Annotated in this window: 23 protein-coding genes, 1 tRNA gene and 1 pseudogene; 13 read left to right on the top strand and 12 right to left on the bottom strand. The window is 74.7% G+C overall.

What is annotated here, in order from left to right; translation table 11 throughout:
- Positions 1-2: 2 nt before the first annotated feature.
- Positions 3-1,844: a glycoside hydrolase family 6 protein gene (locus tag KOV94_RS02195; protein ID WP_218051095.1), complete on the top strand. Its 1,842-nt coding sequence runs from the start codon at positions 3-5 to the stop codon at positions 1,842-1,844.
- Between the two features lie 40 nt (positions 1,845-1,884).
- Here the strand turns inward: KOV94_RS02195 and KOV94_RS02190 are convergent, their stop codons facing one another.
- The 3 genes from KOV94_RS02190 to KOV94_RS02180 form a co-directional block, all read right to left on the bottom strand.
- Entirely contained in the window at positions 1,885-3,507 is a 1,623-nt protein-coding gene (locus KOV94_RS02190; RefSeq protein WP_218051094.1) for a vWA domain-containing protein, read from the bottom strand.
- Between the two features lie 328 nt (positions 3,508-3,835).
- Complete coding sequence (locus KOV94_RS21130) at positions 3,836-5,098, bottom strand: DUF4190 domain-containing protein (protein ID WP_218051093.1); 1,263 nt, start codon at positions 5,096-5,098, stop codon at positions 3,836-3,838.
- Between the two features lie 255 nt (positions 5,099-5,353).
- Positions 5,354-5,746 carry a hypothetical protein gene (locus KOV94_RS02180; RefSeq protein WP_124344228.1) on the bottom strand — a complete coding sequence of 131 codons (393 nt, stop codon included), beginning with the start codon at positions 5,744-5,746 and terminating at the stop codon, positions 5,354-5,356.
- 327 nt (positions 5,747-6,073) lie between these two features.
- Here KOV94_RS02180 and KOV94_RS02175 point away from each other — a divergent pair, with 327 nt between their 5' ends.
- Positions 6,074-7,132, top strand: a complete 1,059-nt coding sequence (locus KOV94_RS02175; RefSeq protein ID WP_218051092.1) for a hypothetical protein — start codon at positions 6,074-6,076, stop codon at positions 7,130-7,132.
- Entirely contained in the window at positions 7,117-8,271 is a 1,155-nt protein-coding gene (locus tag KOV94_RS02170; RefSeq protein WP_218051091.1) for a hypothetical protein, read from the top strand. Before KOV94_RS02175 ends, KOV94_RS02170 begins: the two co-directional genes overlap by 16 nt.
- Before the next feature lie 37 nt (positions 8,272-8,308).
- On the opposite strand, the gene KOV94_RS02165 is transcribed toward KOV94_RS02170, so the two are convergent.
- Positions 8,309-9,151 carry a DUF4253 domain-containing protein gene (locus KOV94_RS02165; protein ID WP_235843549.1) on the bottom strand — a complete coding sequence of 281 codons (843 nt, stop codon included), beginning with the start codon at positions 9,149-9,151 and terminating at the stop codon, positions 8,309-8,311.
- A 142-nt stretch (positions 9,152-9,293) separates the two neighbouring features.
- Between KOV94_RS02165 and KOV94_RS02160 the strand changes: the two genes are divergently transcribed.
- The 3 genes from KOV94_RS02160 (at position 9,294) to KOV94_RS02150 (ending at position 10,535) form a co-directional block, all read left to right on the top strand.
- Positions 9,294-9,620: a hypothetical protein gene (locus KOV94_RS02160; RefSeq protein ID WP_218051090.1), complete on the top strand. Its 327-nt coding sequence runs from the start codon at positions 9,294-9,296 to the stop codon at positions 9,618-9,620.
- Positions 9,621-9,685: 65 nt separating this feature from the next.
- On the top strand, positions 9,686-10,381 hold the full coding sequence (locus KOV94_RS02155; protein ID WP_308160354.1) for a DUF6308 family protein: 696 nt from the start codon (positions 9,686-9,688) through the stop codon (positions 10,379-10,381).
- Positions 10,382-10,462: 81 nt separating this feature from the next.
- Positions 10,463-10,535 (top strand) — tRNA-Lys (locus KOV94_RS02150).
- Between the two features lie 42 nt (positions 10,536-10,577).
- Here KOV94_RS02150 and KOV94_RS02145 read toward each other — a convergent pair.
- The 5 genes and pseudogenes from KOV94_RS02145 to KOV94_RS02120 form a co-directional block, all read right to left on the bottom strand.
- On the bottom strand, positions 10,578-11,141 hold the full coding sequence (locus KOV94_RS02145) for a phosphoribosyltransferase family protein (protein ID WP_308160316.1): 564 nt from the start codon (positions 11,139-11,141) through the stop codon (positions 10,578-10,580).
- Between the two features lie 163 nt (positions 11,142-11,304).
- The gene (locus tag KOV94_RS02140) at positions 11,305-12,129 is read right to left on the bottom strand and encodes a MerR family transcriptional regulator (RefSeq protein ID WP_124344223.1); all 825 of its coding nucleotides are present in this window, start codon (positions 12,127-12,129) and stop codon (positions 11,305-11,307) included.
- A gap of 162 nt (positions 12,130-12,291) precedes the next feature.
- On the bottom strand, positions 12,292-13,089 hold the full coding sequence (locus tag KOV94_RS02135; protein WP_218051088.1) for an SCO4651 family lipoprotein: 798 nt from the start codon (positions 13,087-13,089) through the stop codon (positions 12,292-12,294).
- Between the two features lie 198 nt (positions 13,090-13,287).
- A pseudogene (locus tag KOV94_RS02130) lies at positions 13,288-14,030 on the bottom strand (serine hydrolase domain-containing protein); the annotation flags it as partial.
- A gap of 109 nt (positions 14,031-14,139) precedes the next feature.
- Positions 14,140-14,550 carry a TIGR03618 family F420-dependent PPOX class oxidoreductase gene (locus KOV94_RS02120; RefSeq protein ID WP_218051087.1) on the bottom strand — a complete coding sequence of 137 codons (411 nt, stop codon included), beginning with the start codon at positions 14,548-14,550 and terminating at the stop codon, positions 14,140-14,142.
- 198 nt (positions 14,551-14,748) lie between these two features.
- On the opposite strand from KOV94_RS02120, the gene KOV94_RS02115 reads away from it, so the two are divergent.
- Complete coding sequence (locus KOV94_RS02115; protein WP_218051086.1) at positions 14,749-16,083, top strand: MFS transporter; 1,335 nt, start codon at positions 14,749-14,751, stop codon at positions 16,081-16,083.
- On the opposite strand, the gene KOV94_RS02110 is transcribed toward KOV94_RS02115, so the two are convergent.
- Complete coding sequence (locus tag KOV94_RS02110) at positions 16,060-17,268, bottom strand: AI-2E family transporter (RefSeq protein WP_308160315.1); 1,209 nt, start codon at positions 17,266-17,268, stop codon at positions 16,060-16,062. The two genes, KOV94_RS02115 and KOV94_RS02110, sit on opposite strands and share 24 nt — an antisense overlap.
- Before the next feature lie 183 nt (positions 17,269-17,451).
- Here KOV94_RS02110 and KOV94_RS02105 point away from each other — a divergent pair, with 183 nt between their 5' ends.
- From KOV94_RS02105 to KOV94_RS02095, 3 genes are all read left to right on the top strand, one after another.
- Complete coding sequence (locus KOV94_RS02105; RefSeq protein WP_218051085.1) at positions 17,452-17,883, top strand: VOC family protein; 432 nt, start codon at positions 17,452-17,454, stop codon at positions 17,881-17,883.
- Positions 17,884-17,977: 94 nt separating this feature from the next.
- On the top strand, positions 17,978-18,535 hold the full coding sequence (locus KOV94_RS02100; protein WP_225915907.1) for an OsmC family protein: 558 nt from the start codon (positions 17,978-17,980) through the stop codon (positions 18,533-18,535).
- 4 nt (positions 18,536-18,539) lie between these two features.
- Positions 18,540-19,361, top strand: a complete 822-nt coding sequence (locus KOV94_RS02095; protein WP_124341373.1) for a hypothetical protein — start codon at positions 18,540-18,542, stop codon at positions 19,359-19,361.
- Positions 19,362-19,502: 141 nt separating this feature from the next.
- On the opposite strand, the gene KOV94_RS02090 is transcribed toward KOV94_RS02095, so the two are convergent.
- Positions 19,503-20,495, bottom strand: a complete 993-nt coding sequence (locus tag KOV94_RS02090) for an aldo/keto reductase (protein WP_218051084.1) — start codon at positions 20,493-20,495, stop codon at positions 19,503-19,505.
- 144 nt (positions 20,496-20,639) lie between these two features.
- Here KOV94_RS02090 and KOV94_RS02085 point away from each other — a divergent pair, with 144 nt between their 5' ends.
- The 3 genes from KOV94_RS02085 to rocD all read left to right on the top strand — a co-directional run bounded on the left by KOV94_RS02085 (position 20,640) and on the right by rocD (position 23,313).
- Positions 20,640-21,095: an SRPBCC family protein gene (locus KOV94_RS02085; RefSeq protein ID WP_124341375.1), complete on the top strand. Its 456-nt coding sequence runs from the start codon at positions 20,640-20,642 to the stop codon at positions 21,093-21,095.
- Between the two features lie 146 nt (positions 21,096-21,241).
- Positions 21,242-22,090, top strand: a complete 849-nt coding sequence (gene ddaH, locus KOV94_RS02080) for a dimethylargininase (protein ID WP_124341376.1) — start codon at positions 21,242-21,244, stop codon at positions 22,088-22,090.
- Positions 22,091-22,092: 2 nt separating this feature from the next.
- Entirely contained in the window at positions 22,093-23,313 is a 1,221-nt protein-coding gene (gene rocD, locus KOV94_RS02075; protein ID WP_218051083.1) for an ornithine--oxo-acid transaminase, read from the top strand.
- Between the two features lie 173 nt (positions 23,314-23,486).
- Here the strand turns inward: rocD and KOV94_RS02070 are convergent, their stop codons facing one another.
- Positions 23,487-24,608 (bottom strand): CAP domain-containing protein, encoded by a 1,122-nt coding sequence (locus KOV94_RS02070; protein WP_218051082.1) that lies wholly within the window; start codon positions 24,606-24,608, stop codon positions 23,487-23,489.
- Positions 24,609-24,647 lie beyond the last annotated feature (39 nt).

Here is a 24,647-nt window from a genome sequence, read left to right as displayed (position 1 = left end):
CCATGCCCCCGTCAGTGCTGCGCCGAACGACCCGCGGGACCGGACGCGCCCTCTCGGCCGCCGTGCACCTCGTCGCCGCCGTCGCCGTCGTCCTCTCCGTCACCGTGCCGCTGCCGGCGTCGGCCCAGGGCCCGACGGACCGCCTGCTGACGGGTCAGGCACTCGCCGCCGGCGACGGACTGCACGCCGTGGGGAGCGCGCACGTGCTGGCCGTCGGGGCGGACGGCGACGTGACGCTGAGCCTCGGCGGCCGCGTCCTGTGGCACACGGGGACGACCGGCAACCCCGGCGCGCGGCTCGTGCAGCAGGCGGGCGGCGCGCTCGAGGTCCGGTCGCGTGCCGACGCGGTGCTCTGGACGACGGCGACGGCGTCACCCGGTGCGCGGTCCGTGCTCAAGCCCGACGGGGTGCTCTACACGATCAGCACCGCCGGGACCGTCGCGTGGAAGAGTGCGGGGGTGCCCGGCCCGACCCTGCGGACGACCGTCGCCGACCGTGTCCCGTCGGGTGGCCTGCTGCTGCCACGCGAGTCCGTCACGAGCCCCGACGGCACCGTCCGGCTGACCATGGGCACGGACGGCGCGCTCGTGCTCACGGCCGCCGACCGGACGGTGTGGCGGTCCCCCGCGACGCGCGCCGGGGCATCCGCCGTCGTGGCACCCGAGGGCGACCTGCGCGTCGTCGGCACGGACGGCGCGGTGCTGTGGTCGACCGGCACGACGTCGCCGGGCGCGCGGCTCGTCGTCAAGGACCACGGCCGCGCCTACCTGATCTCCGCGACGCACGCGTCGGTCTGGTCGACGCCCGACACGCCCGCCGAGCGCGTGCCGACCGTCGTCTCGCTGCCGCTGCCCGAGCCGCTGCCCGTCGTGTCGGGCGGGCTCGGCGGGACGCGTCCCGGCACGACGACGAGCTCCGGCGCCGCGCTCGACGAGCGACCGCAGACCACCGTGCTCGCGGCCCGGCCGCAGTACGTCGACCCGACCTCGCCGGCCGCTCGCGCTGCCCAGGACGCCCGCGCCGACGGGCGGGACACCGACGCCGCGCTGCTCGCGAAGGCCGCCGCGCAGGGCTCGGCACGGTGGCTCGGCCCGCAGGACGCCACCGCGACCGTCGCGTCGTCGGTCCGGGCGTACGCCGCCACGGCGGCCGCCGCCGGGCAGACACCCGTCCTCGTCACGTACGCCATCCCGGACCGCGACTGCGGCGGGCTCTCCGCCGGCGGGTTCGCGACGGCCGGCGAGTACCGGGCGTGGATCGACCAGGTGGCCGCCGGGCTGGCGCGCGCGAAGGCGGTCGTCGTCGTCGAGCCGGACGCGCTGCTGCACCTCGAGCGGTGCGGTGACCGCGACGCGCGTCTCGCGATGCTCCGGTACGCCGTCGGGGCGCTGACGCGTGCGGGTGCCGAGGTCTACCTCGACGCCGCCAGCAGCAACAGCTTCGGGTGGGGGACGGTCGCGCTGCGCGACATGGCGCTGCGGCTGCGGGCCGCGGGCGTCGACCAGGCCGCCGGGTTCGCGGTCAACACGTCGAACTTCCAGCGCTCCGAGCACGAGGTCGCGTACGGCCGCCACCTGTCCGCGCTGCTGAGCGGTGCGTCGTTCGTCGTGGACACATCGCGCAACGGCACCGGTGCGCTGGCCGGGCCCGACGGGACCGTGTGGTGCAACCCCGCAGGGCGCGCGCTGGGGTCGCCGCCCCGCGCGACGCTCGACGGCCCGCACGTCGCCGACCTGTGGGTCAAGACCGTCGGGCTCAGCGACGGGACCTGCGCGGGCGGTCCCGCCGCCGGGCGGCTGTGGGAGGAGTACCTCCTCGGGCTGGCGTCGCGCGCCGCGTGGTGAGCGACCGCCGGCCCGAGGAGGCACGTCGTCGGGCCTGGGCTCAGCCCGTCATCCGCACGTAGTCGTCGACCAGGCCGACGAACTCCGAGCGCAGGCCGTACGGGTCCTCGCCGAGGGCCTCGCGCGCCCGGTCCCGGGCCCGGGCCGGGCTCGCGTCCGCCGCGTGCTCCGACCGGGAGACCGCCAGACCGAACTCGGCGACGGCCGACGCGAACCGGAAGTCCGCCGTCGGGCGCGTCGTGTACGTGTCCGACCCCGCCGGGAAGACCACCTCGGTGCTCGCGTCCCCGCCCGGCTGCTTGTAGCGGACGTGCACGGTGAGGAAGTCGTCGGAGCCGCCCGGCTCGACGTCCTGGTAGTCGAGGTCGTCCTCCGCCGACGCGCCGTCCGCCGGCACGAGCTCGTAGAACGCCGTCACCGAGTGGCCCGCGCCGACGTCGCCCGCGTCCTTCGTGTCGTCGTCGAACTCCTCGTCCTCGAGCCGCCGGTTGTCGTAGCCCAGCAGCCGGTAGCGCGAGACCGTCGCGGGGTTGAGCTCGACCTGCACCTTGAGGTCCTGCGCGACGACGAACATCGTCGAGTCGAACTCGTCGACCAGGACTTTGCGCGCCTCCTCGAGGGTGTCGATGTAGGCGTAGTTGCCGTTCCCGTGGTCGGCGATGGCCTCCATCGTGACGTCCTTGAGGTTGCCCATCCCGAAGCCCAGGACCGAGACGTAGACGCCGGTCTTCGCGTGCTCCTCGATGAGGTCCGTCACCTGCTCGGGCGTCGACGGGCCGACGTTGAAGTCGCCGTCGGTCGCGAGGATCACCCGGTTGTTGCCGCCCTCGACGAAGTTCTCCGTCGCCAGCTCGTACGCCGTCTCGAGCCCGGCCGCGCCGCCCGTCGAGCCGCCCGCCCGCAGCTCGCGCAGGATCCCCACCAGCTCACGACGGTGGTCGCCCGGCACCGAGTCCGCGAGCACCTGGTTGCTCCCCGCGTACGTCACGATCGACACCGTGTCGTCCTCGTCGAGCTGCTCGACCAGGAGCGAGAACGACTCCGCGAGCAGCGGCAGCTTGTTGGGCTCGTCCATCGACCCGGAGACGTCGAGCAGGAAGACGATGTTGTTACCGCGGCTCGTCGGCTTCTCCGCCGTCGCCTGCACGCCGATCATCGCGAGCCGGTGGTCCGGCGCCCACGGCGCGTCGGCGACCTGCGTCGTCACCGTGAACGGGTCCGCCGCGTCCGGGTCCGGCGCCGGGTAGTCGTAGTCGAAGTAGTTGACGAGCTCCTCGATCCGCACCCCGTCCGGCGCGACGCCCTGCCGCAGCTGGCGGCGCAGGTTGCTGTACGACGCGGTGTCGACGTCGGAGGAGAAGGTCGACAGCGGGCTCGTCCGCACGTCCTGGAACGGCTGCTCCGGGGAGTCGTCGTACTCCTCCTGGTCGTCCAGGGGGACGTCGCGCCACTCCTCGGTGGAGAACGAGTCGTCGTAGCCGCCCTCGGCCTGCGACATGTCCATGTCCGCACCCGAGTCGCCCGCGCTGCACGCCGCGAGCGCGCCGACGAGGGTGGCCGCCGCCACGACCGCCGTCGCGCGGGTCGACGCCCGCGCCCGCCCTCGCCTGCCCGCCCGCAGCCCTGCCGTCACGAGTGCCCCCGCCGAGATCCGTCCGCGCATCAGTCGCCTCCATTTGTCCGAGGACTGAAGCCTTGCGGTCCGGAACGGGTCACCGCCAGCACGGGCCCGTCACGTGCACGTCCCATCCAGGTCACGACCAGCGGCTTTTCAGAGTCGGTCGTGACCGGGCCGAGACACACCCGTGACCAGCCAACTCGCCGCCCGACCGCTCGGCGCACCGCACCGGTGCGCTCGTCGACATCCCGCGGGAAATGCTCGGGGAATCATTCACGAAAAGGCGCGCTGCGTCGGCATCAATGGACCTGACAATGCGTCAGGACGATCCGGACAAAGCCCGTCCGGCGCTCGCGGTGCGGCCGTGCCGCGGCTACGGCGCGGTGACCGTGCCGTCGAGCACCGACCCCTGCAGGTCCGGGTAGTCGGTCGCCACGGCGCAGTACGCCGACGTCGCGCCCGTCGCCCAGTCGTCCGGGTGCGGGAAGCTCACGTCGGTCCACACCGTCCACTCGTCCAGCAGCTCCGGCGCGGCACGGTCGATCTGCGCGGCGCACTCCGCGAACCCCTCGTCGTACCCGGCGTCGCTCGGGTCCGCGTACGTGTCGACCGGAGCCGACAGCGGCAGCACCGCCACGATCTCCAGCGCGTGCGGCTGGCCGCAGTCCACCGGACCCGCCGTCCCGAGGTCGAGCGCGTTCGGGTACTCCTCCAGGCAGTCGCCGACCACCAGGTCCGAGCGCAGGGTGTAGTCGGGCAGCTCCGCCGACGCGTCGCTCGCGAAGTCCGGGTTCGACGCCGCCCAGACCGCGAGCCACACCCAGCCCACGAAGACCAGCGTGCTCACCGCCCCGACGACCACACCCGCGATCGCCATCCCGCGACCCCGGGTGCCGCGCCGGCGGATCCGCCGCAACGCCCCGATGCCCAGACCCAGACCGACCGGTCCCGGGACGCCGCCGAGCAGCAGCAGGCCACCGACGCTCGTGGCGAGCGACGCGATCGCCAGGGCCTCCGTCGGCGGCTGGGCCGCGGGCCCGTACCCGAACGGCGCCCCGTACGCGGGCGCACCGCCGTACGGACCGGGTGCGCCGTAGGCCGGCGGCCCCCCGTACGGCGACCCGTAGCCGGGGGCGGCGCCGTAGGTCGGCGTCGCGGGGGCGGGCGCCCCGTACGGCGCCGGCTGACCGAAGGCGGACGGCTGAGCAGCGGGAGCGGCATGGCCGTACGTCGGCGGCTGCGGGGCCGCGCCGGGCTGGGCGTACGGGCCGGGCTGGGCGTACGGGCCGGGCTGCGCGTACGGATCAGCCGGGCCGTACGAGCCGAGCTGGGCATACGGGCCGGGCTGCGTGTATGGGCCGGGCTGGGCGTACACGCCGGGCTGGGCGTACGAGCCCGGCTGGGCGTACGGGCCGGGCGGCACGGGGGTGCCCGCCTGGGCGGAGGGGCCGGGTTGGGCGGCGGGGCCGGGCGGCGCGAACGGCGACGCCTGCTGCGCGGCGGGCGCGGCGAACGGGGAGGCCTCCGCTGCGGGAGCCGCCGACTCGCCGGCCTTCGTCAGGTCGGGTCCGGGGCGTCGGCCGCTCGGCGGTGCGAACGGCGTCCCGCCCGTCTCGTGTCCCGTGTGCTCGCTCACCGGCGCACCGTAACGGAGCGGAAGGCCGCTCCGGACCGCTCCTGCCGCGGTTCACCCGCGCGCCGGGCCGCTGCACCGGCGGTGACGACCGCGAGTGACGCGCGCCATGGGCGGCACGCGAAAGGCCGCGGGCGACGCGCGACGGGCGGCACGCGAAAGGCCGCGGGCGACGCGCGACGGGCGGCACCCCGGTGACGCGAGGCGGCGCCGCGGCCCCCCGTCCGCGGCGCCGCCCGTCCGACGACGTGCCGGCGGTCAGCTCGTCTGGTCGAGGCTCTCGACCAGCGCGGTCGAGCCCGGGAAGAAGCGCGGCTCACGCACGCGCACGGGCACGTAGTCCTGGTACTCCTCCGGCTGCGCCGCGAGGAACGCGCCGCTCTTGGTGTACGCGAGCAGCAGCGCGACGGCGCTCGTGTCGGCGTCCCCGTCCTCGTCGACCGCGTACTCGAGCGCCTGCACCGCGGCCAGGTCGCCGCTCTCGAAGGCGGTGACGAGCTCGTCGATGCTCGAGCGGAAGTAGCGGTACCCCTCGACCACCTTCTCGCCTGACGGCTTGTGGATCACGGTCTTGCCGAAGAGCTTCTTCTTCGTCTCGAACAGGTCGGGCTGCGCCACGAGCCAGTCGGTGAGATCGGGGATGTCGGTCATCTGCTTGGCCGGCCTTCCGTTGAGGTCATCGCGCGCTGAGAGCGCTCTCACCCAGTCGTGAGGTCGCAAGTCTGCCCGCCTCGCGTGGCACGTTCGGGCGTTTCGTCCGTATTTCACCCGCGGTGACGCCCACCGGCAGCCCACGCCCCCTCGCCCTTCGCGTCACACCCGCCCCCGGGCCCGGTCGTCGACCGCACGCGCCCGGCCGGTGGACTCCGGTCGCCGCTCGGCGACGTCGCCCGCAGCATGAGCGGGACGGGGCACGACCCCGTCTCCGCACCATCGGTCGGCCGCTGCGGCGGCGACCCGCACACAGGGGGCACTTCCGTGCGACGTCATCTCGTCCTGAGCTCGATCCTCGCCGCCTCGCTCGGCACCGCCGTCGCCGTGCCACCGGCCGCCGCCGACGACCCACCCGTGACGGGGTGGCAGGGCTCGGTGTGCGGCTCGCGCACCGAGGTCCCGTTGACCGTCGCCCGTGACGTGGACGACGCGGGCGTCGTCGTCGGGTACGACCGACGGACCCGGGCGGCGTCCTGGGACTCCCGGACCGGGACCTACCGCTGGTACGGCGGCATCGAGGGCGGCCTGTCCTCGGAGATCAGCGCGATCAGCGGGGGCGGACGCGTCGCAGGCGTCGCCGAGGTCGACGGCCCGACGACGAACCCGCCGAAGGCCGTGCGCGTCGAGGGCCCCCTCCCCCTGCGCCCGGTGGACCGCTCGCTGCGGACCGCCGACCAGGTGCACGACGTCAACGACGCCAACGTCGTCGTCGGCACGAGCGAGGTCCTCGGCGCGCAGGGCGCGACCGAGCCGTTCGTGTGGACCGACCGCAAGCACGTGCTCCCGACACCTGACGCCTCGTACCGGTTCGTGCAGACCCGGTCGGTCAACGAGGCCGGATGGGTGCTCGGCGGGGGGTACCACCTCGACGCGCAGGGCGTGTACCACCACCGGGTGCTCGTCTGGCGCCCGGACCGGACCGTCCTCGAGCTCCCGCCGCTGCCCGACGACGCCATCTTCGTCGCCGAGCACATCGACGAGCAGGGTGGCATCACCGGCCACCGTCTGACCCCCGACTGGGACGACGACGCGCTCGTCACGTGGTCGCCGACCGCGGGGTACACGTTCGTGCCGTCGCCCGGCGGCGACCTGCAGGTCATCTCCGCCGACGACCGCGGCGGTGCGGTCGGGACGATCATCGACCCCACGTCGGGCTCGGCGCTGCCGTTCCTCTACCGCCCGGACACCGGCTTCCGCCGCCTGGCCGGGCCCGACGGGGCGCTGCTGCGCGGCGTGCCCTACCGGATGAGCGAGGCCGGCCAGGTGCTCCTGATGTCCGACCAGCGCCCCTACCTGTGGACCCCGACGTGCCCGGCGGCCTGACGCCGAGGGCCGGACGCCCGGTCGACCGCGCGTCGGGTCGGCGTCGCGGGCCGCGCCGCCGCCGTCGACCCGCTGCCGTCGCGCTCCTCGCGCTCGCCGTCGTGGCCGGTCTGGCCGTCGGGGGCACGCCGGTGACGCCCGCGCGTGCGGACGCGGCACCGGCGACCGGCTGGACGGGGACCGTCTGCGGGTCGCTGACCCGGGTGCCCGTCCCGTTCGCGCTCGACCTCGGCGACGACGGGCTCGTCGTCGGCTACGACACCCGGCTCCGCACGATGTCGTGGCAGGCGACCACGGGAACCACCCGCTGGTACGGCGGCATCGAGGGCGGCCTGCGGTCCGAGCTGACCGCCGTCTCGCCCGGAGGCCGCGTCGCGGGCACCGCCGCGGTGCAGGGCCCGCGGTACGAGATCGCGAAAGCCGTGCGCGTCGACGGCCCGTTGCCACTGGTGCCCGTCGACCGGTCGCCCGACCGCTACGACACCGTCCGCGCCGTCAACGACGCGAACACCGTCGTGGGCGCGAGCGACCCCGTCGCCTCCCCCGGCCGCACCGAGGCGTTCGTCTGGACCGACCGGCGACGCGTGCTCCCCCCACCCTCGGGCGCGTGGAGCTCGACCGAGGCCGTCGCGATCAACGCGTCCGGCTGGGTCCTCGGGTCGGGTGCCGGGACCGACGCGACCGGCGCGTTCCGCCGGCAGGTGCTCCTCTGGTCGCCGACCGGCGGCGTCACCGCGCTGCCGCCGCTCGCCGACGGCAGCCAGGTGGTCCCGGTCGCTCTCGCCGACGACGGCCGGGTCGTCGGATACCGCGTGCGGACCACCGGGCGCGGCGACGCCGTCGTCACGTGGACCTCCTCCGGCGGGTACGACGTGGTGCCCGCGCCCACGCCGGACGGGTCACCGGTCGACCTCCAGGTCACCGACGCCGACGCGGACGGGACGGTCGTCGGCGCGATCCGCGACGAGCGCGCCACCCCGCCGTTGCGCCCGTTCCTCTACGAGACCGGCGTCGGGTTCCAGCTCATGCTCGACTCGGCCGGCGCGCCGCTCCCCACGGTGCCGCAGGCGATCAACGGCGGCCACGAGGCGCTCGTGCGCGTCGGCGCCCACCCTCACCTCTGGACGCCGTGCCGCTGACCACCCGTCGGCGGCGACGACACCGCGCCCGAGACGCTCAGTCCCACCAGAAGTACCAGGACCTCGACCCGACCTGGTCCCCCGCGAGGTCGGTCAACGAGCCGACGCCCTGGTGGACCACGTCGTAGCAGTACTCGTAGTGCTCACGCGCCACCGCGAGCGCCTCCGTCGTGCTCGCGGGCGGACGCTCCACCCACAGCTCCAGCACCTGCTCGCCGTCGAGCGTCACGAGCTCGGCACCGAACCGCTCGTACCAGTCGCGCAGGACGACCGCGTGGTCCACGGGCTCCATGTCGTAGTTCACGCCGCCGTCCCACCCGAGCAGGACGGGCACCTGCCACCCGTGCGCCGCCGGGACCAGCGCCACGAGGCCGTCGGCCTTCGCCACGGTGAACGTCGCCGGATGGCGGGCCAGCGCGGCGGGCTCGACCATCGCCAGCGCGTCGTCGTCGTCCTCGTCGCCGAACGCGTCGTCGCCGCCCAGGTGGGCGTAGCGCTCCGTGCGCCGCGCCCGCAGCGTCCGCAGGTCGTCGAGCGTCATGCGATCCGCGCGCGCCAGCTCCGCAGCGGGGTCGTAGTCGTCGCGGGCAGCACCGGGCAGCACCGCGCACAGGTCGCCCACCTCCGGTCCGAGGAGCACCGGCCACAGGCCCGTGCGCGGGTGCTCCGCGCGCAGCTGCCGCCACCACGCCACCAGGTCGTCGGCGGGCGCGCGGAACGCCAGCACGTCGCCCGTGCTCGTCGTGCCGATCACCTCGGTGGGTGGAGTCTCACCGAGGACCGCGACGCGTTCGAGCGGCTGCTCGGACACCCCCGCGCCGTCCGCGGACCCGGGACGGATCGGATCAGGGGTGCTGCGACGCTTCCTCCACCAGGCCACGGCGTCATCGCACCACGCAGCACCGACAACGGGCGGCGGGTGAATCGCGCGGATGCCCCTTCTGGAGCAGCGACTGTCGCCTCTACCGTGACAAACCGGACACCACGACTCGCGCGGTGCCCGTCGTTTCGAGGGGGACTCCATGGCCCGTGCACGTCTAGCACTCACCGCCGCCGCGCTCGCCGGCGCCGCGCTGCTCGCGTCCGCCGCACCCGGCGCGGCCTGCCCGCGGGACCCGCGCGACGACCCGGCGACGTGGGAGTACGAGGGCGTCTACGACTGCACGAAGGCCACCGTCGGCCACGGCGTGCGGACGTACACCAAGCCGTCCCCGGTGGCGTTCGTCGTCATCAAGACCGGCAAGACCTACTTCGTCAGCGAGCTGGGTGACGCCAACGAGGGCGACCGCACCTACACGTTCGACAAGCCCATCCGCTTCGTCATCACCTGCAACTTCACCGACGCGTAGGGCAGAGCGCGGCCGTGGCACGGTACGACGCGCTGCACGGCAGGCCAGCGACCTTCCGGTGAGGAATCGACGAGGGGCGACGCGATGGCCACCCAGCACGGCCCCATCGAGCCTCGAGGCGAGCTCGCGTTCTTGCTCAGCAGCTCGGGCTCGGCGGAGGCCGTCCGGGTGCTGCGCTCGTACTTCGCCCCGCGTCCGCGCGGGCGCTTCTCCGGCCCCGCTTCGAGGGACTCGGAGGCGGCGGTGACAGACCGGCCGTCGCTGACGAGTTCGTCGCCGAGGACCTCGTGGCGGTCGCGCTCCTGTCCGTCAACATCAAGGGCGACGCCGCGCTCGAGATCCTCGAGCGTCGCCGCGCCCGACTGCACCAGCTCCTCCGCAGGGTCCCGACCGACGTCGCTCTCGCAGACCTCACGGTCGACGACGTCGGCGACGACTGGCCGCTGCGCGCCCTCTACCGCGAGCTCCGGTCGATCGACACGATCGGGAAGACGGCCGCGCTCCTCGCCCGCAAGCGCCCGCACATGGCCCCGATCCTCGACACCGTGATCACCGCCGAGCTCCGTATCGTCAAGGGCCAGTACTGGGGTCCGTTGCACGCCTGGCTCACCACGGACGGCAAGGCTCACCACCGACACCTGCTCGACCTCCGCGACGCCGCCGACCTCGGCACCGAGATCTCGGCGCTCCGCGTGTTCGACGTCCTCGCGTGGATGAGCGGCAAGGGCTACACCCGATCAGGCGGGCCCGCGGTGCCGTAGCCTCGACCCGCGACCGGGACTGACACCAGGGGCGAACGACACCACAGTCGAGAGGTCCCCCGGTGACAGTCCCATCCGTCGGGGCCTCTAGCTCAACTGGCAGAGCAGCGGACTTTTAATCCGCGGGTTGTGGGTTCGATCCCCACGGGGCCCACAGCACAGCAGCACCGAACGGCCCACAGGCAGGCATGGCGTGTCAGCGGCGGTTCAGCTCGCGGATGTGCAGCACGCCCCGGAGGTCGAGCGCGCGTCGGTCCGCCGAGCTCTCCATCGCGTCGACGACGACAGCGGCTCCCGCCCACCGTGCGCCGGCGTCCTCGACGAGCTGCCGGCACGCCAGGGCCTGGCCGCCCGTCGACGCCCACTCGTCGACGAAGAGCACACGGTCCCCCGTCCGCAGGACGGAACGACGGACCGCGAGGTCGAGGTGCCGGTCGCGGTAGTCGGGCGGCGTCCTGCGGACGAGCCACACCTCGTCGTGCGACGCACGTTCGGGCTTCTTGCGCACAGCCGCGGAGCCGATCCCGAGGTGCAGGGCCACGAGCGGCCCGAGGAGGAAGCCGTGCGACTCGGTCCCGAGGACGACCGTAGGCTCCGCGTCGCGGAAGAGTCCGGCGAGCGCGGGCCCGATCTCCGCGAGGACCGCGGGGTCGCGCCACCAGGAGCTGTAGTCGGCGTAGTAAATGCGAGTCGCCGGCCAGACGGGCGGGTCGGACCGCCATGTGAAGCCCGCGACCAAGCGGCTGCGCAGGTCGTTCACGGCGGTCAGTCTGGCAGCGGCGCCCACCAGGACGCGGTAGCAGCGCGCTGCGCGCGGGGGTGACGGTTCATCTCTGCAGCGGATCGGATCCGCTCGGCACGGCGAGGACGGTCGCCCAGGCCGGTCGCCGCCCTGTGCGCTGCCGGGCGGCGACCGGACGGGGTCAGGACACCCGCTCGACGGGGGCCTGGAGCTCGGTGACCCAGTCGGGACCGGGCTCGTGGCCCTCGGCCTCGAGGTAGACCTCGCGCGTCGGGCCGGCGACGCGGTAGCCGTCGGCGGTGAGCTGCTCGAACAGCGCCATCCACGACTCGCCGATGCCGCTCATGTCGCCGTGGTGGAGCGTGGTCGCGGCGAGCGGCACGGAGGGCAGGGCGACGACGTCGTACCCGTCGCCGGGCTGCGGGTCGGGGCCGGTCGGGTAGGAGACGGTGACGCCGAGGGTGTCGTCGTCGTGCGGCTCGTACCAGAAGGTCGACGGCTCGAGGATCGGCCGGCCGGCGGCCTCGAGGGCGGTGTCGAGCCGCTCGATGAGCGGTCCGACGACGGGGCTGACGTGCTCGGGACCCATTCCCGGCGCGACTCCGGCGAGCGCGTAGACGGTGAGGGACGGCAGGGCGCGGTAGTCGACTGCGACGGACATCGGCACTTCTCCTTCGAGCTGGGAGAGCTTGCGCCGGATCCGGTCGGCGCGGGCGGCCTCGGCCGCGAGCTCCGACTCGATCTCCCGCAGCCGCTCGCGCAGCACCTCGGCGAAGGCCGCGTGCTCGTCGTCGGCGGTGAGGACCGTCGCGATGCGGTCCAGGCCGACGCCGAGGTCGCGAAGCTCGACGAGGCGCAGCAGGTGCGGGACCTGCGCGGGTGCGTAGCGGCGGTACCCGGTGCGGTCGTCGACGTGGACGGGCCGCAGCAGGCCGATGGCGTCGTAGTGGCGCAGCATGCGCACGCTGACCCGACCGATGCCGGCGAACTCTCCGATGGTGTACATGGCGTCGACCACGCTGGAGCCTGACACGGCGTGAGGGTCAAGCACCATGCTCGACGGGGGCGCGGCAGGCCGCCGCGGGCGCCACCAGCAACGGCCCCGAGAACGGCCGTGGGCCACGCGACCGGGGAGGTCACGCGGCCCACGACGTCAGGCGGAGGTGCGTCAGAACGGCATCTCCGTGGTGATCTGCTCCGGGGCGGGCGCCGTCACGGGCGTGCCCGCGCCGAAGTTGGTGAACGTCATGGTCGTCGTCATGCCGATCAGCTCGTACGACACCTTGCGCACCAGGTCGTCCTCGCCGACCCAGTAGGTGTAGGTGAGGGTCGCGGGCAGCGCGGCGACGGACTCGGCCTCCGCGAGCTTGGCGGCGGCCTCGCCGGTCAGCTTCGTGGTGTCGACGACGACGGTGTACGGCTGCACGGTGACGCCGTCGATCGTCTCCTCGGGGCCGGCGGGCTCGACGCTCGTGATGGCCGTCTCCATACCGGACAGGCCGGTGTCGAACTGCTCGGTCATGCCGCCGAAGTCGGCCGCCAGCGGGTTCGACGCGTCGTTCGGGTCGATCTGGAAGAACTGCTCGCCGAGCATCGCGATCTTGAGGTACGCCATGCCGCCGACGAAGCGGATCTCCATGTCGCCGACCTCGGGCATCGTCATGCGCATCGCCATGTTCTGCGCGCCGTCGACGACCTGCATGCTCGCGGTGCCCTGGAACGTCGCGGCGCCGGTCATGTCGAGCGTCATGTCGTACGACGTCTGCGCCTTGAGCGCGCCGTCGAGGCGGGCGACGAGGTTGGTCGCCGAGAGCACCTCGACGGTCGGCGTCGGCGTCGCGGACGCGGCCTTGGTGGGGACGGGCGCGGGCGACTCGTCGGCGGTGGCGCTTCCGCCGCCGCACGCGGCGAGCGTGGCGGCGAGGACGACCGAGACGGGCAGGGCGAGGATGCTGCGGGACTGCACGGGGACTCCAGACGACATGCCGCACGGGTGGGCGGTCGCCCAGGCGCGCCGGGCGGGCGGCAGACGCGCGGCGCGGACATCCTGGCAGGCCGCGGCCCACGCTGGCGTCCGCTTTCCCGGCGACCTGCGGCGGCGTACCGAGCACCGCCCGATCGGACCAGCGCGCCGCGGCGCCGGAGCCCGCGACGACGTCACGTCTCAGCCCGTCAGCGCGCGGACGGTGCGGCCCACCACGGACTCCTCCTGGGGGACGCCGGGGTCGCGAGCGAGCAGGACGGCGACGGCGCGGTCCGCGCCGCGGTCGGCGAGGAGCTTCGCCTGGAAGCCGACACCCCACCCCTGCGACATGACGCGTGGGCCGCCGACGAACACCCCGAGCCCGACGCCGTCGTCGTACCGGTCCTCGAGCATCGCGGCGGCGGACGCCGGGTCGAGCAGCACGGACCTCGCGCCCCGCCAGCCGCGCAGCAGGTCGGCGAGCAGGACGCCGACGTCGGCGGGCGACGCCCACAGCCCGGAGGCCGACGGACCGGCGTAGTGGACGCGCACCCCGTCGACGCGCGTGCCGTCGCGGTGGTGACCCGCGCAGGCCGCGCCGACGACGCGGGCCAGCGTCGAGGAGCGCGCACCGGCGGCCGACCGCTCGCCCGCCCAGGCGGTCGTCGCCGTCAGGCCGAGCGGTGCGACGACCTCGCGGTGCACGACGTCGGCGAACGGCACGCCGCAGACGGTCTCGACGACGCGCTCGACCAGGCAGAAGCCGGCGTCGGGGTGAACGCGTCGGGCGGGTCGACGACGCCGCCGTGGTGGGACAGGAGCTGCCGGAACGACGGTCCGGGGCCGGCCGGGACGACCTCCAGGTCGAGCACGTCTTGCACGTCGGCGTCGAGGTCGAGGACCCCGTCGCGCGCGAGGCGCAGGGCGACGACGGCGGTGACCGTCTTGGCCGTCGAGCAGAGGTGGAACGCCGTCGAGACGTCGGCCGCCCGACCGGTCGACGCACCGGTGCCCGCCCGGGTCTTCGGTCCGGTCGGAGACCCGGGCGGTCGCTCAGTCCTGCTTCGCCGCGCCCCAGCCGTGCCAGTGGTCGATCTCGACGAGCACGCTCACGCGCGCCCGGTCGCGGACCGGGTAGGGGTTGCCGCCGTAGTGGACGGACAGGCGGTCGATGTCGACGAGGGCGGTGTCGTCTCGGATCTCCACGACGCGCCCCTGGACGCTCACGTGGGTGTACCAGTTGGCCTCGTCGATCGCGGTGAGCGAGACCTGCGGGTTGGCGCGGAGGTGCTTGAGGCGTGCACGCGACGCGTCGAGGTTGAGGAGGACTCGCCCGTCGTCCTCGACGAGGTACCAGGTCGCGACGGTCACCGGGTGGCCGTCGGGGTGGATGGTGCCCATCACCGCGGGGTTGGGCCTGGCGAGCAGCGCGGCGACGTCGGCGGGCAGCGGGGGCTTGGGCACGGAGGGTCCTCTCGTCGGGTGCCGACCATCTGGGTGCGTCGGCGTCGGCCGGGTCGTGGTGTCCGCCACAGTGTCGCCGCGTCGCCGCAGGAGAGCACGCTCGACGGCCGGGCGTCCCGTCCCGCGGACGTAGGCTGGTGAGCATCCCCGGTCGCACCGCGTGCTCGTCGCGGGCCGGGTCCCGGAGAGGTTCCCCGCTTGTCTCGCGTTCCCGCGCCCGCCCCGGCGCGCTCCGACGCACCCTCCTCCTTCTCCAGCCGGCGCGCGTACGCCGTGTACGCGGCCGCCGTCGTCGCCTACTTCGTCGCGATCGTGCACCGGACCGCGATGGGCGTGGCCGGCGTGGAAGCGGTCGACCGGTTCGCGCTGTCCGCCACGGCGCTCTCGTCGTTCGTCGTGGCGCAGCTGCTGCTCTACACGCTCATGCAGATCCCGGCGGGCCGGCTGCTCGACCGGTTCGGGCCGCGCGCGGTCATCACGGCCGGCTCGCTCGTCATGGCGGCAGGGCAGCTGCTGCTGGCCGTCGCGGACACCGTCCCGCTCGCGCTGCTGGCGCGCGTGCTGCTCGGTGCGGGCGACGCGGGCATCTTCATCAGCGCGGTCCGGCTGATCGCCGAGTGGTTCCCGCCGCGCAAGGCGCCCGTGATGGTGCAGGTCACGGGCCTCATCGGGCAGTCGGGCAACCTGGCGTCGGCGATCCCCGTCGCGTGGCTGCTGCACCACCACGGCTGGACGACGACGTTCGGCACGCTGGCCGTGGTCGGCGTCGTCGCCGCGGGCGTCGCGTTCGGCGGCATCCGCAGCGCCCAGCCGCGCGACCCGCTCAGCCACGAGCGCCTGGCCCCCGCCCTGCGCGCGGCGCTGCAGCCGCCCGGCACGCGGCTCGGGTTCTGGAGCCACTTCGCGACGCCGTTCAGCGCGAACGTCGTGGCGCTGCTGTGGGGCGTGCCGTTCTTCGTCACGGCCCAGGGACGCACCGCCGCGGAGGCGAGCGTGCTGCTCACCGCGCTCACGCTGACGGCCATGATCACCGGGCCGGTCGTCGGGCGGTTCACGGCGCGGCACCCGCTGCGCCGGTCGTGGTCGGTGCTCGCGAGCTGTGCCGTCACGCTGGTCGCGTGGGTGTGGCTGCTGGTCCCGTCGACGCCCCGACCCATGTGGCAGCTCGTCGTGTTCGTCGTCCTCGTCGGCGCGGGCGGACCCGTGTCGCTGGTCGGCATGGACTTCGCGCGGACGTTCTCCCCGCCCACGTCGCTCGGCACCGCGAGCGGGTTCGTCAACACCGGCGGGTTCACGTCCACCATCGTGGGCCTGCTGGGCGTCGGCGTGGTGCTCCAGCTCGTCGAGCCGGACGCCGCGGGCACCTACTCGCTCGACGCGTACCGCATCGCGTTCACCGTGCTGCTGGTGCCGTGGGTCGTGGGCGTGGTCGGCGTCCTGTCGAGCCGCCGCCGCACGCGTGCGCTCATGGCCGAGGCGGGCGTCGTCGTCCCGCCGCTGCGCGAGGCGCTACGCCGGGTCCGCGGCCGCTGACGGCGCCGGTGTCGGCTCGGGCGTCGCTTCCGGCGCCGCTCCCGGCGGCGCGTCCCGCCCCGGCGCCCGCACCACCGTCCGGTCCCCCGACAACCACCGCAGCCAGCGCGTCGACGGGTCCGGCTCGAGGACGAGCGCCCGGACCAGCAGCGTGAGCGGGATGCACAGCACCGCCCCGACCGGCCCGATGACGAACGACCAGAACGCGACCGACACGAAGCTCAGCGTGAGCGACAGGTCCACGGCGTCGCTCACGAACTTCGGCTGGACCAGCACCTGCAGCACGACGTTGACGACGCAGTAGACCGCGATGACGCCGAGCATGAGCGGCCACCCGCCGACGACGAGCGCGAGCACCGCGGGCGGGATCAGCCCGAGCACGAACCCGACGTTGGGCACGAAGTTCGTGACGAACGCGAGGATGGCCCACACGACCGGCGCGGGGATGCCGAGCATCGCGAGCGCGATCCCGTCGAGCACCGCGACGATCGCACCGAACGTCGCGTTGACGACGTAGTACCGCCGCACACCGGTCGTGAACCGCGCGATGCGCGCGAGCGCCGGCCCGCGCTCGTCGCCGAACAGCCGCCCCGCGCTCGCGTACCGGGCACCGTCGGCCGCCATGAACAGCACGTACGCGAAGACGACGAGCAGCGCGCCGAGCACCGAGACCGCGGACGACCCCAGCGACGTGACCACGCCGACCAGCCGGGCCGGGTCGAGCGCCGCCGACGCCGCGTCCGCGGCGGTCCCCTCGAGCCCGAGGCCGGCGAGCCGCTTGGACGCGTCGTCGACCACCGAGCCGAGCTCGTCGGTGTAGTCGCCGACCATGACGGCGAACCGCGCGACCGCGAACGCGACGAGCCCCGCGATCGCGAGGATGACGAGCCACCCGACGACCACCACGACCGCCGTCGCCGCCCACGACGGCCAGCCGCGCCGCTCGAGGGGGAACCGCAGCGGGTGCACGATGACGACGATCACCGCGCCGAGCGCGAGCGGTCCCAGCAGGTCGCGGGCGGCCCAGATCCCGGCCAGCACCACGACGACCGCGGCGAGCACGACGAGCGTGCGCTGCGCGTGCCCGGCGGCCGGCGCGTGCGCGGGTGCCGGTGCCTGCCCGGCGGCCCGCTTGCGCCCGTCGCCCGTGCCCACCGGCTCGCGCGTCCCCGTCCCGTCGTCCACCCGGACCTCCGTCGCCACGACGACCACCACCGGCACGCTCACCCTGGCGCGCCGCGGGGGCGGCGTCCAGCCACACGCCGCGGGTCCGACGAGCGGGTCGCGCAGGTCCTCGGACGCGCCCGCCGGGCGTGTCGGACCCCGTCGCTACCGTGGACGCACCACCCCACGACGGAAGGAACGGTCATGGCGGCACCGGTCACGCTCCGCGGGATCTCGACCCTCTCCCTCTGGGCCGACGACGTCTCCGCCGCCGGCGCCTGGTACGCCGACCTGCTGGGTGTCGAGCCGTACTACGCGCGCCCTGAGCCGCCCGCGGCACCGAGCTACCTCGAGTTCCGGCTGGGCGACCACGGGACCGAGCTCGGCATCATCGACCGCCGCTTTGCGCTCCCGGGCCTGCGCACCGGCGAGCCGGGCGGGATCGTCGCCTACTGGGCGGTCGACGACGTGCAGAGGGCGCTCGACACGTTCCTCGCGGCCGGTGCGACGCCGTTGCAGCCGATCACGGAGTTCGGCGTCGGGTTCGTGACCGCCGCGGTCGTCGACCCCTTCGGCAACGTGGTCGGGCTCATGTACAACCAGCACTACCTGGACCAGGTCGCGGGCGGCGCCTGACCGGGTCCTCACCGCACGACCTCTGCACCGCGTCCTCGCACGGCGAACACCCGCCGAGCGGTCGCGCGGACGCCTGCGTGGCAGGATCGAGCGCATGACGACGGACCAGACGGTGGCGCAGCAGACGCTCCCGACCGCTCCGGACGCGCCCGCGGCCGAGTCCGCGACGCCCGCCCCGGAGCCCACGCCCGCACCCGTGCCCGCGGTCCCGACGACGCCCGACGTGACGAAGAACGCCGGCGACACCGAGCTGTGGGTCGAGCGCACCGGCAAGCGGCAGTACACGGGCCGCTCGTCCCGCGGTGCCGAGGTGCTCATCGGCTCGGTCGGCGACGAGGGCCGGTTCACGCCCGGCGAGCTGCTCAAGATCGCGCTCGCCGCGTGCAGCGGCCTGTCGTCCGACGCGGCGCTCGCGCACCGGCTCGGCGACGACGTCGACGTGACCATCAAGGTCAGCGGCATGGCCCACGACACCGAGGACCGCTACCCGGCGCTCGCGGAGGAGCTCGTCGTCGACCTGTCGAGCCTCGACCCGGCCGCGCGCGAGCGCCTCCTCACGGTCGTGCACCGCGCGGTCGACCAGCACTGCACCGTCGGCCGCACCCTGGAGCACGGGGCCGCGGTGACCCTGACGGTCACCGGGGAGCGCTGACCGGATGCCACGCCTCGTCGAGGCCGCGCTCGCCAAGGCGGTGACGATCCCGTCGTCGACCATCCACGCGCACGTCGACCAGCTGCGCCGCCGCAACCCGGAGGCGACGCCCGAGGAGCTCGTCCGGCTCCTCGAGAAGGAGTACCTGGTCGTCGTGGCCGCCGCGGGCGGCGCCGTCGGTGCAGCAGCCGCGGCCCCCGCGGTCGGTACGGGCATCGCGCTGACGCTGACGGCCAGCGACGTCGCGACGTTCTTCGGGGCGTCCGCGGCGTTCGCGCTGGCCGTGGCGAGCGTGCACGGTATCGACGTCGAGGACGTCGAGCGGCGCCGTGCCCTGCTGCTCACGACGATCCTCGGCGAGTCCGGCGCGAAGGCCGTCGGGGACGCGGCGGAGTTCTCGTCGGCGAACGCGGCACGCGTGCTGCTCACGCGCATGCCGATCGCGACGGTGCGCAAGGTCAACTCGACGCTGACCCGCAAGATGCTCCGCACGCAGATCACGCGCCACACGGGTCTCGCGCTCGGGCGGCTCGTGCCGTACGGGATCGGTGCGGTCGTCGGCGTGACCGGTGCCCGCGCCCTGGGCAGGACGGTCATCCAGGGTGCGCGTGCCGCGTTCGGTCCGCCGCCGGCGCAGTTCCCGGAGACGATCGTGGTGGCCGCGGGCGCGGTGCCGAAGCTCATCGTCGCGGACCGCAAGGACGGCGCACCGCTCGTGCCGGGTCTCACCGCGGTCCCCGAGCAGCGAGGGCGGCGCCTGCGCGCGCTGACCGGCCGCCGCACCCCGAAGGTTCCCGAGCAGAGCTCAGCACCCGACGAGTCCTGAGCGCGTCGCGGTCACGCGGGGTCACGCGACGACCGGCACCCGCCCGGGCGCGAGACGGGTGGTCCCACCCCGCGGACGACGGGCCGGCCGCGCGCGCAGCCGTGACCAGCACGGGCTCCGCGGGCGACCGGCCTGACGACGTCACCAGCGGCCGTGCACGTGCTCCCGGACGCGCTCGTCGTAGATCGTGCGCAGGCGCTCCGACGTGTCGTCCCCGAGCGGGGCGAGGTCGGCCGCGGCCGCGTTGGCACGCGCCTGGTCGGGTGTCCGGGCGCCGGGGATGACGACCGACACGCCGGGCTGCTCGACGATCCACCGCAGCGCGAGCTGCGCGGTCGTGGCCCCCGCGGGCGTGAGCGCGGCGACCTCGCGGGCCGCGGCGACGCCGACGTCGTAGGGCACGCCGGAGAACGTCTCGCCGACGTCGAACGCCTCGCCGTGCCGGTTGAAGCTCCGGTGGTCGTCGGCGGCGAACGTCGTGTGCTCGTCGTACTTGCCGGACAGCAGGCCGGACGCGAGGGGCACGCGCGCGATGATCCCGACGCCGGCCTCGGCGGCGGCGGGGAGCACCTCGTCGAGCGGCTTGCGACGGAAGATGTTGAGGATGATCTGGATCGACGCGACGTTCGGCCGCGCGATCGCGGTGAGGGCCTCGTCGACGGTCTCCACGGACACGCCGTACGCGGCGACGCGCCCCTCGTCGACGAGGGTGTCGAGCGCGTCGTAGGTCGACTCGCGCGACAGCACCGCGGTGGGCGGGCAGTGCAGCTGGACGAGGTCGAGCGTGTCGACGCCGAGGTTGCTGCGCGAGCGGTCGGTCCAGCCGCGGAACGCGTCGAGCGTGTACGCGTCGGCGACGTGCGGGTCGGCGCGGCGGCCCATCTTGGTCGCGACGGTCAGCCCGGACCCCGCACCGCCGCGGGCGGCGAGGAACCGGCCCACGAGCCGCTCCGAGCGCCCGTCGCCGTAGACGTCCGCCGTGTCGAGGAAGGTGACGCCCGCGTCGACGGCCGCGTCGAGGATCTGCAGCGCGGTGTCGTCGCCGACGTCGCCCCAGTCCCCTCCCAGCTGCCAGCAGCCGAGGCCGACGACCCCGACGTCCCTGCCCGTACGTCCCAGAACCCGCTTCTCCATGCGTCCGACGCTACCCCGGCCGCGACTCGTCCTCGCGCGCGCGGCCCGCGCCACCGCGAGGTGCGACGAGCCGACGCACGGCCGTGGCCGCAGGATGGTGACGACGGGTCCGCCGACGGGCGGCGGCCCGCGGAGGGAGTCCCCATGACCACGACGACGCGGGTCCTGCCGCTGCCGGCGGCGCGCGCCTGGGACCTGGTCGCGGACGCACGGAACCATGCCCGGTGGGTGCCGCTGACGCGCGTGGACGTCGCGGACGGCTACGTGGTCGCGGTGACCGGGCCGCGTGCCCGACGGGGCGGCGGCGGGCTCGTCGACCGGATGCGGATCGACCGCTTCGACCCCCCGCACGGCGACCGTCCAGGGGTCGCCGAGTTCACGAAGGTCGGTCGGGTGCTGCGCGGGACGGCGCGGATCGAGGTGCGCGCGGCGGGTCCGGACGCGGCGCGGGTGTCGTGGTCGGAGTCGGTGCACCTCGCGGGCCCGCTGCCCGACAGTCTGACGCGTGCGGCCTCCGCCCCGTTCCTCACGCTCATGGTGCGGCGCGCGCTGCGGCTGGCGGCGCAGGAGGCCGCCCAGGAAGACGCGCACCACCTCTGAGCCGACGCAACGGATCGCTGCCAGACGCGCCCACCACGCAACGGATCCACCTCCGACGCGCAATCAGCGGTGACGAGGTGCGCGCGACGCTCCCCCTAGGCTCGACGTGACTGCCGTCCGTTCCCGCCGTCCCCACGAGGAGCACGATGACGACGACCGCCCCCGGTGCCACGCGCCGCCACTACCTGATGTGCGAGCCGCGCTTCTACACCGTCTCGTACGAGATCAACCCCTGGATGGACAAGACGCGGTACACCGACGTCGACCTGGCCGTCCGGCAGTGGCGCACGCTGCGCGACACCTACCTCGACCTGGGCCACCGGGTCGACGTGATCGAGCCGATCGACGGCCTGCCGGACATGGTCTACGCGGCGAACGGCGCGACCGTCGTCGACGGCGTCGTGTACTCCGCGCGGTTCCGCTACCCGGAGCGCGGCCCCGAGGGCCCGGCCTACCAGAAGTGGTTCGCCGACCGCGGCTTCGTCACGCACACGGCCGCACAGGTCAACGAGGGCGAGGGGGACCTGCTCGTCGTCGGGAACATGGTCCTCGCGGGCACCGGCTTCCGCACGGACCGTGCCGCGCACGCCGAGGCGCAGGAGCTGTTCGGCCGCCCGGTCGTGTCGCTCGAGCTCGTCGACCCGCACTACTACCACCTCGACACCGCGCTGGCGGTCCTGTCGAGCGACCCGACGGACCCGCAGATCGCCTACTACCCGCCGGCGTTCTCGGCGGGCTCGCGGTCGGTGCTCCAGCAGCTCTTCCCGGACGCCGTGGTCGCGACCGAGCAGGACGCCGTCGCGCTCGGTCTCAACGCCGTCTCCGACGGGCAGAACGTCGTCGTCGCCCCCGCCGCGACCGACCTCGCCGCCGCGCTGCGCGAGCGCGGGTACACCCCGATCCCGGTCGAGACCACGGAGCTGCTCAAGGGCGGGGGCGGCGCGAAGTGCTGCACGCTCGAGATCCGTCCGGCCGGGGCCCCGACGGGAGACTGACCATGACCGCGCTGCAGGACGCCCGGACGTCGACGCTCGCGCGGAACTACGACCCGCTGCCCGTGACCCTCGTCTCCGGCGAGGGCTCCTGGGTGACGGACACCGACGGCCGCCGGTACCTGGACCTGCTGTCGGCGTACTCCGCGCTCAACTTCGGGCACCGGCACCCGGCGCTCGTCGCCGCGGCGCACGCGCAGCTCGACCGGCTGACGCTCACGTCGCGTGCCTTCGACCACGACCTGCTGCACCCGTTCGCGGACCGGCTCGCGTCGCTCGTCGGGCCGCTCGTCACCGGCACGCCGATGGTCCTGCCGATGAACACGGGCGCCGAGGCCGTCGAGACGGCGATCAAGGCGGCGCGCAAGTGGGGCTACGACGTCAAGGGCGTGCCCGACGGAGACGCGCGCATCGTCGTCGTCGACGGCAACTTCCACGGCCGCACGACGACGATCGTGTCGTTCTCGGCCGACCCCGACGCGCACGACGGGTTCGGCCCGTACACCCCGGGCTTCGTCCGCGTCCCGTACGGCGACGCGGCAGCCCTGGAGGCGGCGCTCGACGAGCACACCGTGGCGGTCCTGCTCGAGCCCGTGCAGGGCGAGCAGGGCGTCGTGGTCCCGCCCGCGGACTACCTGCCGGCCGTGCGGGCCGCGTGCACGGCGGCCGACGTGCTGCTCGTGGTCGACGAGATCCAGAGCGGCCTCGGGCGCACCGGCAGCACGCTCGCGAGCGAGCTCTGGGGCGTCCGTCCCGACCTCGTGACGCTCGGCAAGGCGCTGGGCGGCGGGATCGTGCCGGTGTCGGCGGTCGTGGGCCGCGACGACGTGCTGGGCGTCCTCACCGCGGGCACGCACGGCTCCACGTTCGGCGGCAACCCGCTCGCGTGCGCGGTCGGCATGGCCGTGGTCGACCTGCTCGCCACGGGTGAGCCGCAGGCTCGCGCACGTGAGCTCGGTGCGCGCATGGGCGAGCGGCTCGACGTGCTCGTCGACGAAGGACGTCTCGCCGCGGTGCGACGCGTCGGGCTGTGGGCGGGCATGGACGTCGCGCCCGGACGCCCCGGCGGACCCACGACGGGCCGCGAGCTGTGCGGGCGGCTGCTCGAGCGCGGCGTGCTCGCGAAGGACACGCACGGTCGCACGATCCGCATCGCGCCCCCGCTCACGATGTCGACCGCCGACCTCGACACCGCCCTGGACCACCTCGCCGACGCGCTGCCCTGACCAGCCGTCGGGCCGGCGCCGGGTCACGCACCGACGGGGGTGCGCGGCCCGGCGTCGTGCCACCGTCCGGACGCCCTCCCGCCCGGACGCGACGGGGCCCGGGCGACGTGTCGCCCGGACCCCGTCGGTGACCGGTCCGGCGGCGTCCCGACCAGCGCGAGGCCTGACCGGCGTCAGCTGAAGCGGACCGCCCCGAAGAGCCAGCCCGCGCTCGACGCGGCACCGACGGACATGCTCGAGACGTCGGTCCGCAGCATCTGCGCGTTGTGCCCGGGCGACCGCGACCACGCGGACACGAGCGACGACGCGCTGCCGTTGCTCACGCACCCGACGATGTTGTCGCCGCCCGAGTGCCAGATTCCGCCCGTCGCGGCCATGTTCAGGGCGTGCGACGTCAGGCTGCCGGAGCGGGAGATCGACAGCGCCCCGAGCCCGGCGGACGCACGGTACGCGTTGATCGCCTCGCCGACCGCGCCGGCGCTCGCCTCGCCCGCCGACCCGCCCGAGCCTGCGCACACCTTGCCGCCCGCGGGCACGCCGCCGGTCGGCGCCGGTGCGGCGGTCCCGCCCGACGACTGCGTCGTGGTGGTCGTCGTGCGCGTCGAGCGCGGCTTGACGGTCGTCTTGGTCGAGCCCCGGGCTGCGGCCTGCTGCGCTGCGGCCTGGCGCGCCGCCTCGGCCGCTGCGGCCTGCTCGGCGGCGATCCGGGCCTGCTCCGCCGCGACCCAGGCAGCCTGCGCGTCGGCGACGGCCTTCTCGGGTCCGGCGACGCCGCCGGTCGCGGCACGCAGGGCCGTGATGCTGACGTTCGGCCCGGCGATCGCGGCGCTCACCGCACCGGTCGCCGTCTGCAGCGCCCCGCGCGGGCCGTCGCCGGCCTGCGGAGACGCGGCGAGGGTGCCGTTCGCACGGTCGACGACCTGCTGCGCCGACGCGGCGACGGCCGTGCGCGCGGAGGTGTACACCGCGGTGGACGCGTGCGCGTCGAGGGCGTCGCGCACGCCCGCGTCGGTCGCGGTCGCGGGCAGCACCGCGGAGATCCGCAGGCGCGCCTCGGCGACGCGCTCCTCGCGCAGGGCGGCCGCCCGCTGAGCGGCGACGCCCGTGGTCGCACCCGCGAGCACGAGCGCGAGTCCGCCCGCGACGACGAACCAGGTGCGACGGCTGCGCCCACCGTGCGGGCTGCCGCCCGCGCGGCTGCGCTGCGTCGGGATCGTCCCGGCCGGCGCGAGCGTGCGGGCGCCCTCCACCGGCGTGACGGTCTGCGTCCCGCTGTCCTTCGAGTCCACGTCCATTCGTCTCCCCCCGAATGACGACCCCGTCCGCACGTGACC

This window comes from Cellulomonas algicola, from assembly GCF_019024305.1.
Classification (GTDB): domain Bacteria; phylum Actinomycetota; class Actinomycetes; order Actinomycetales; family Cellulomonadaceae; genus Cellulomonas; species Cellulomonas algicola.
The sequence above is the reverse complement of the archived record's forward strand: the minus strand, read 5'-3'. Positions and strand labels throughout refer to the sequence as shown.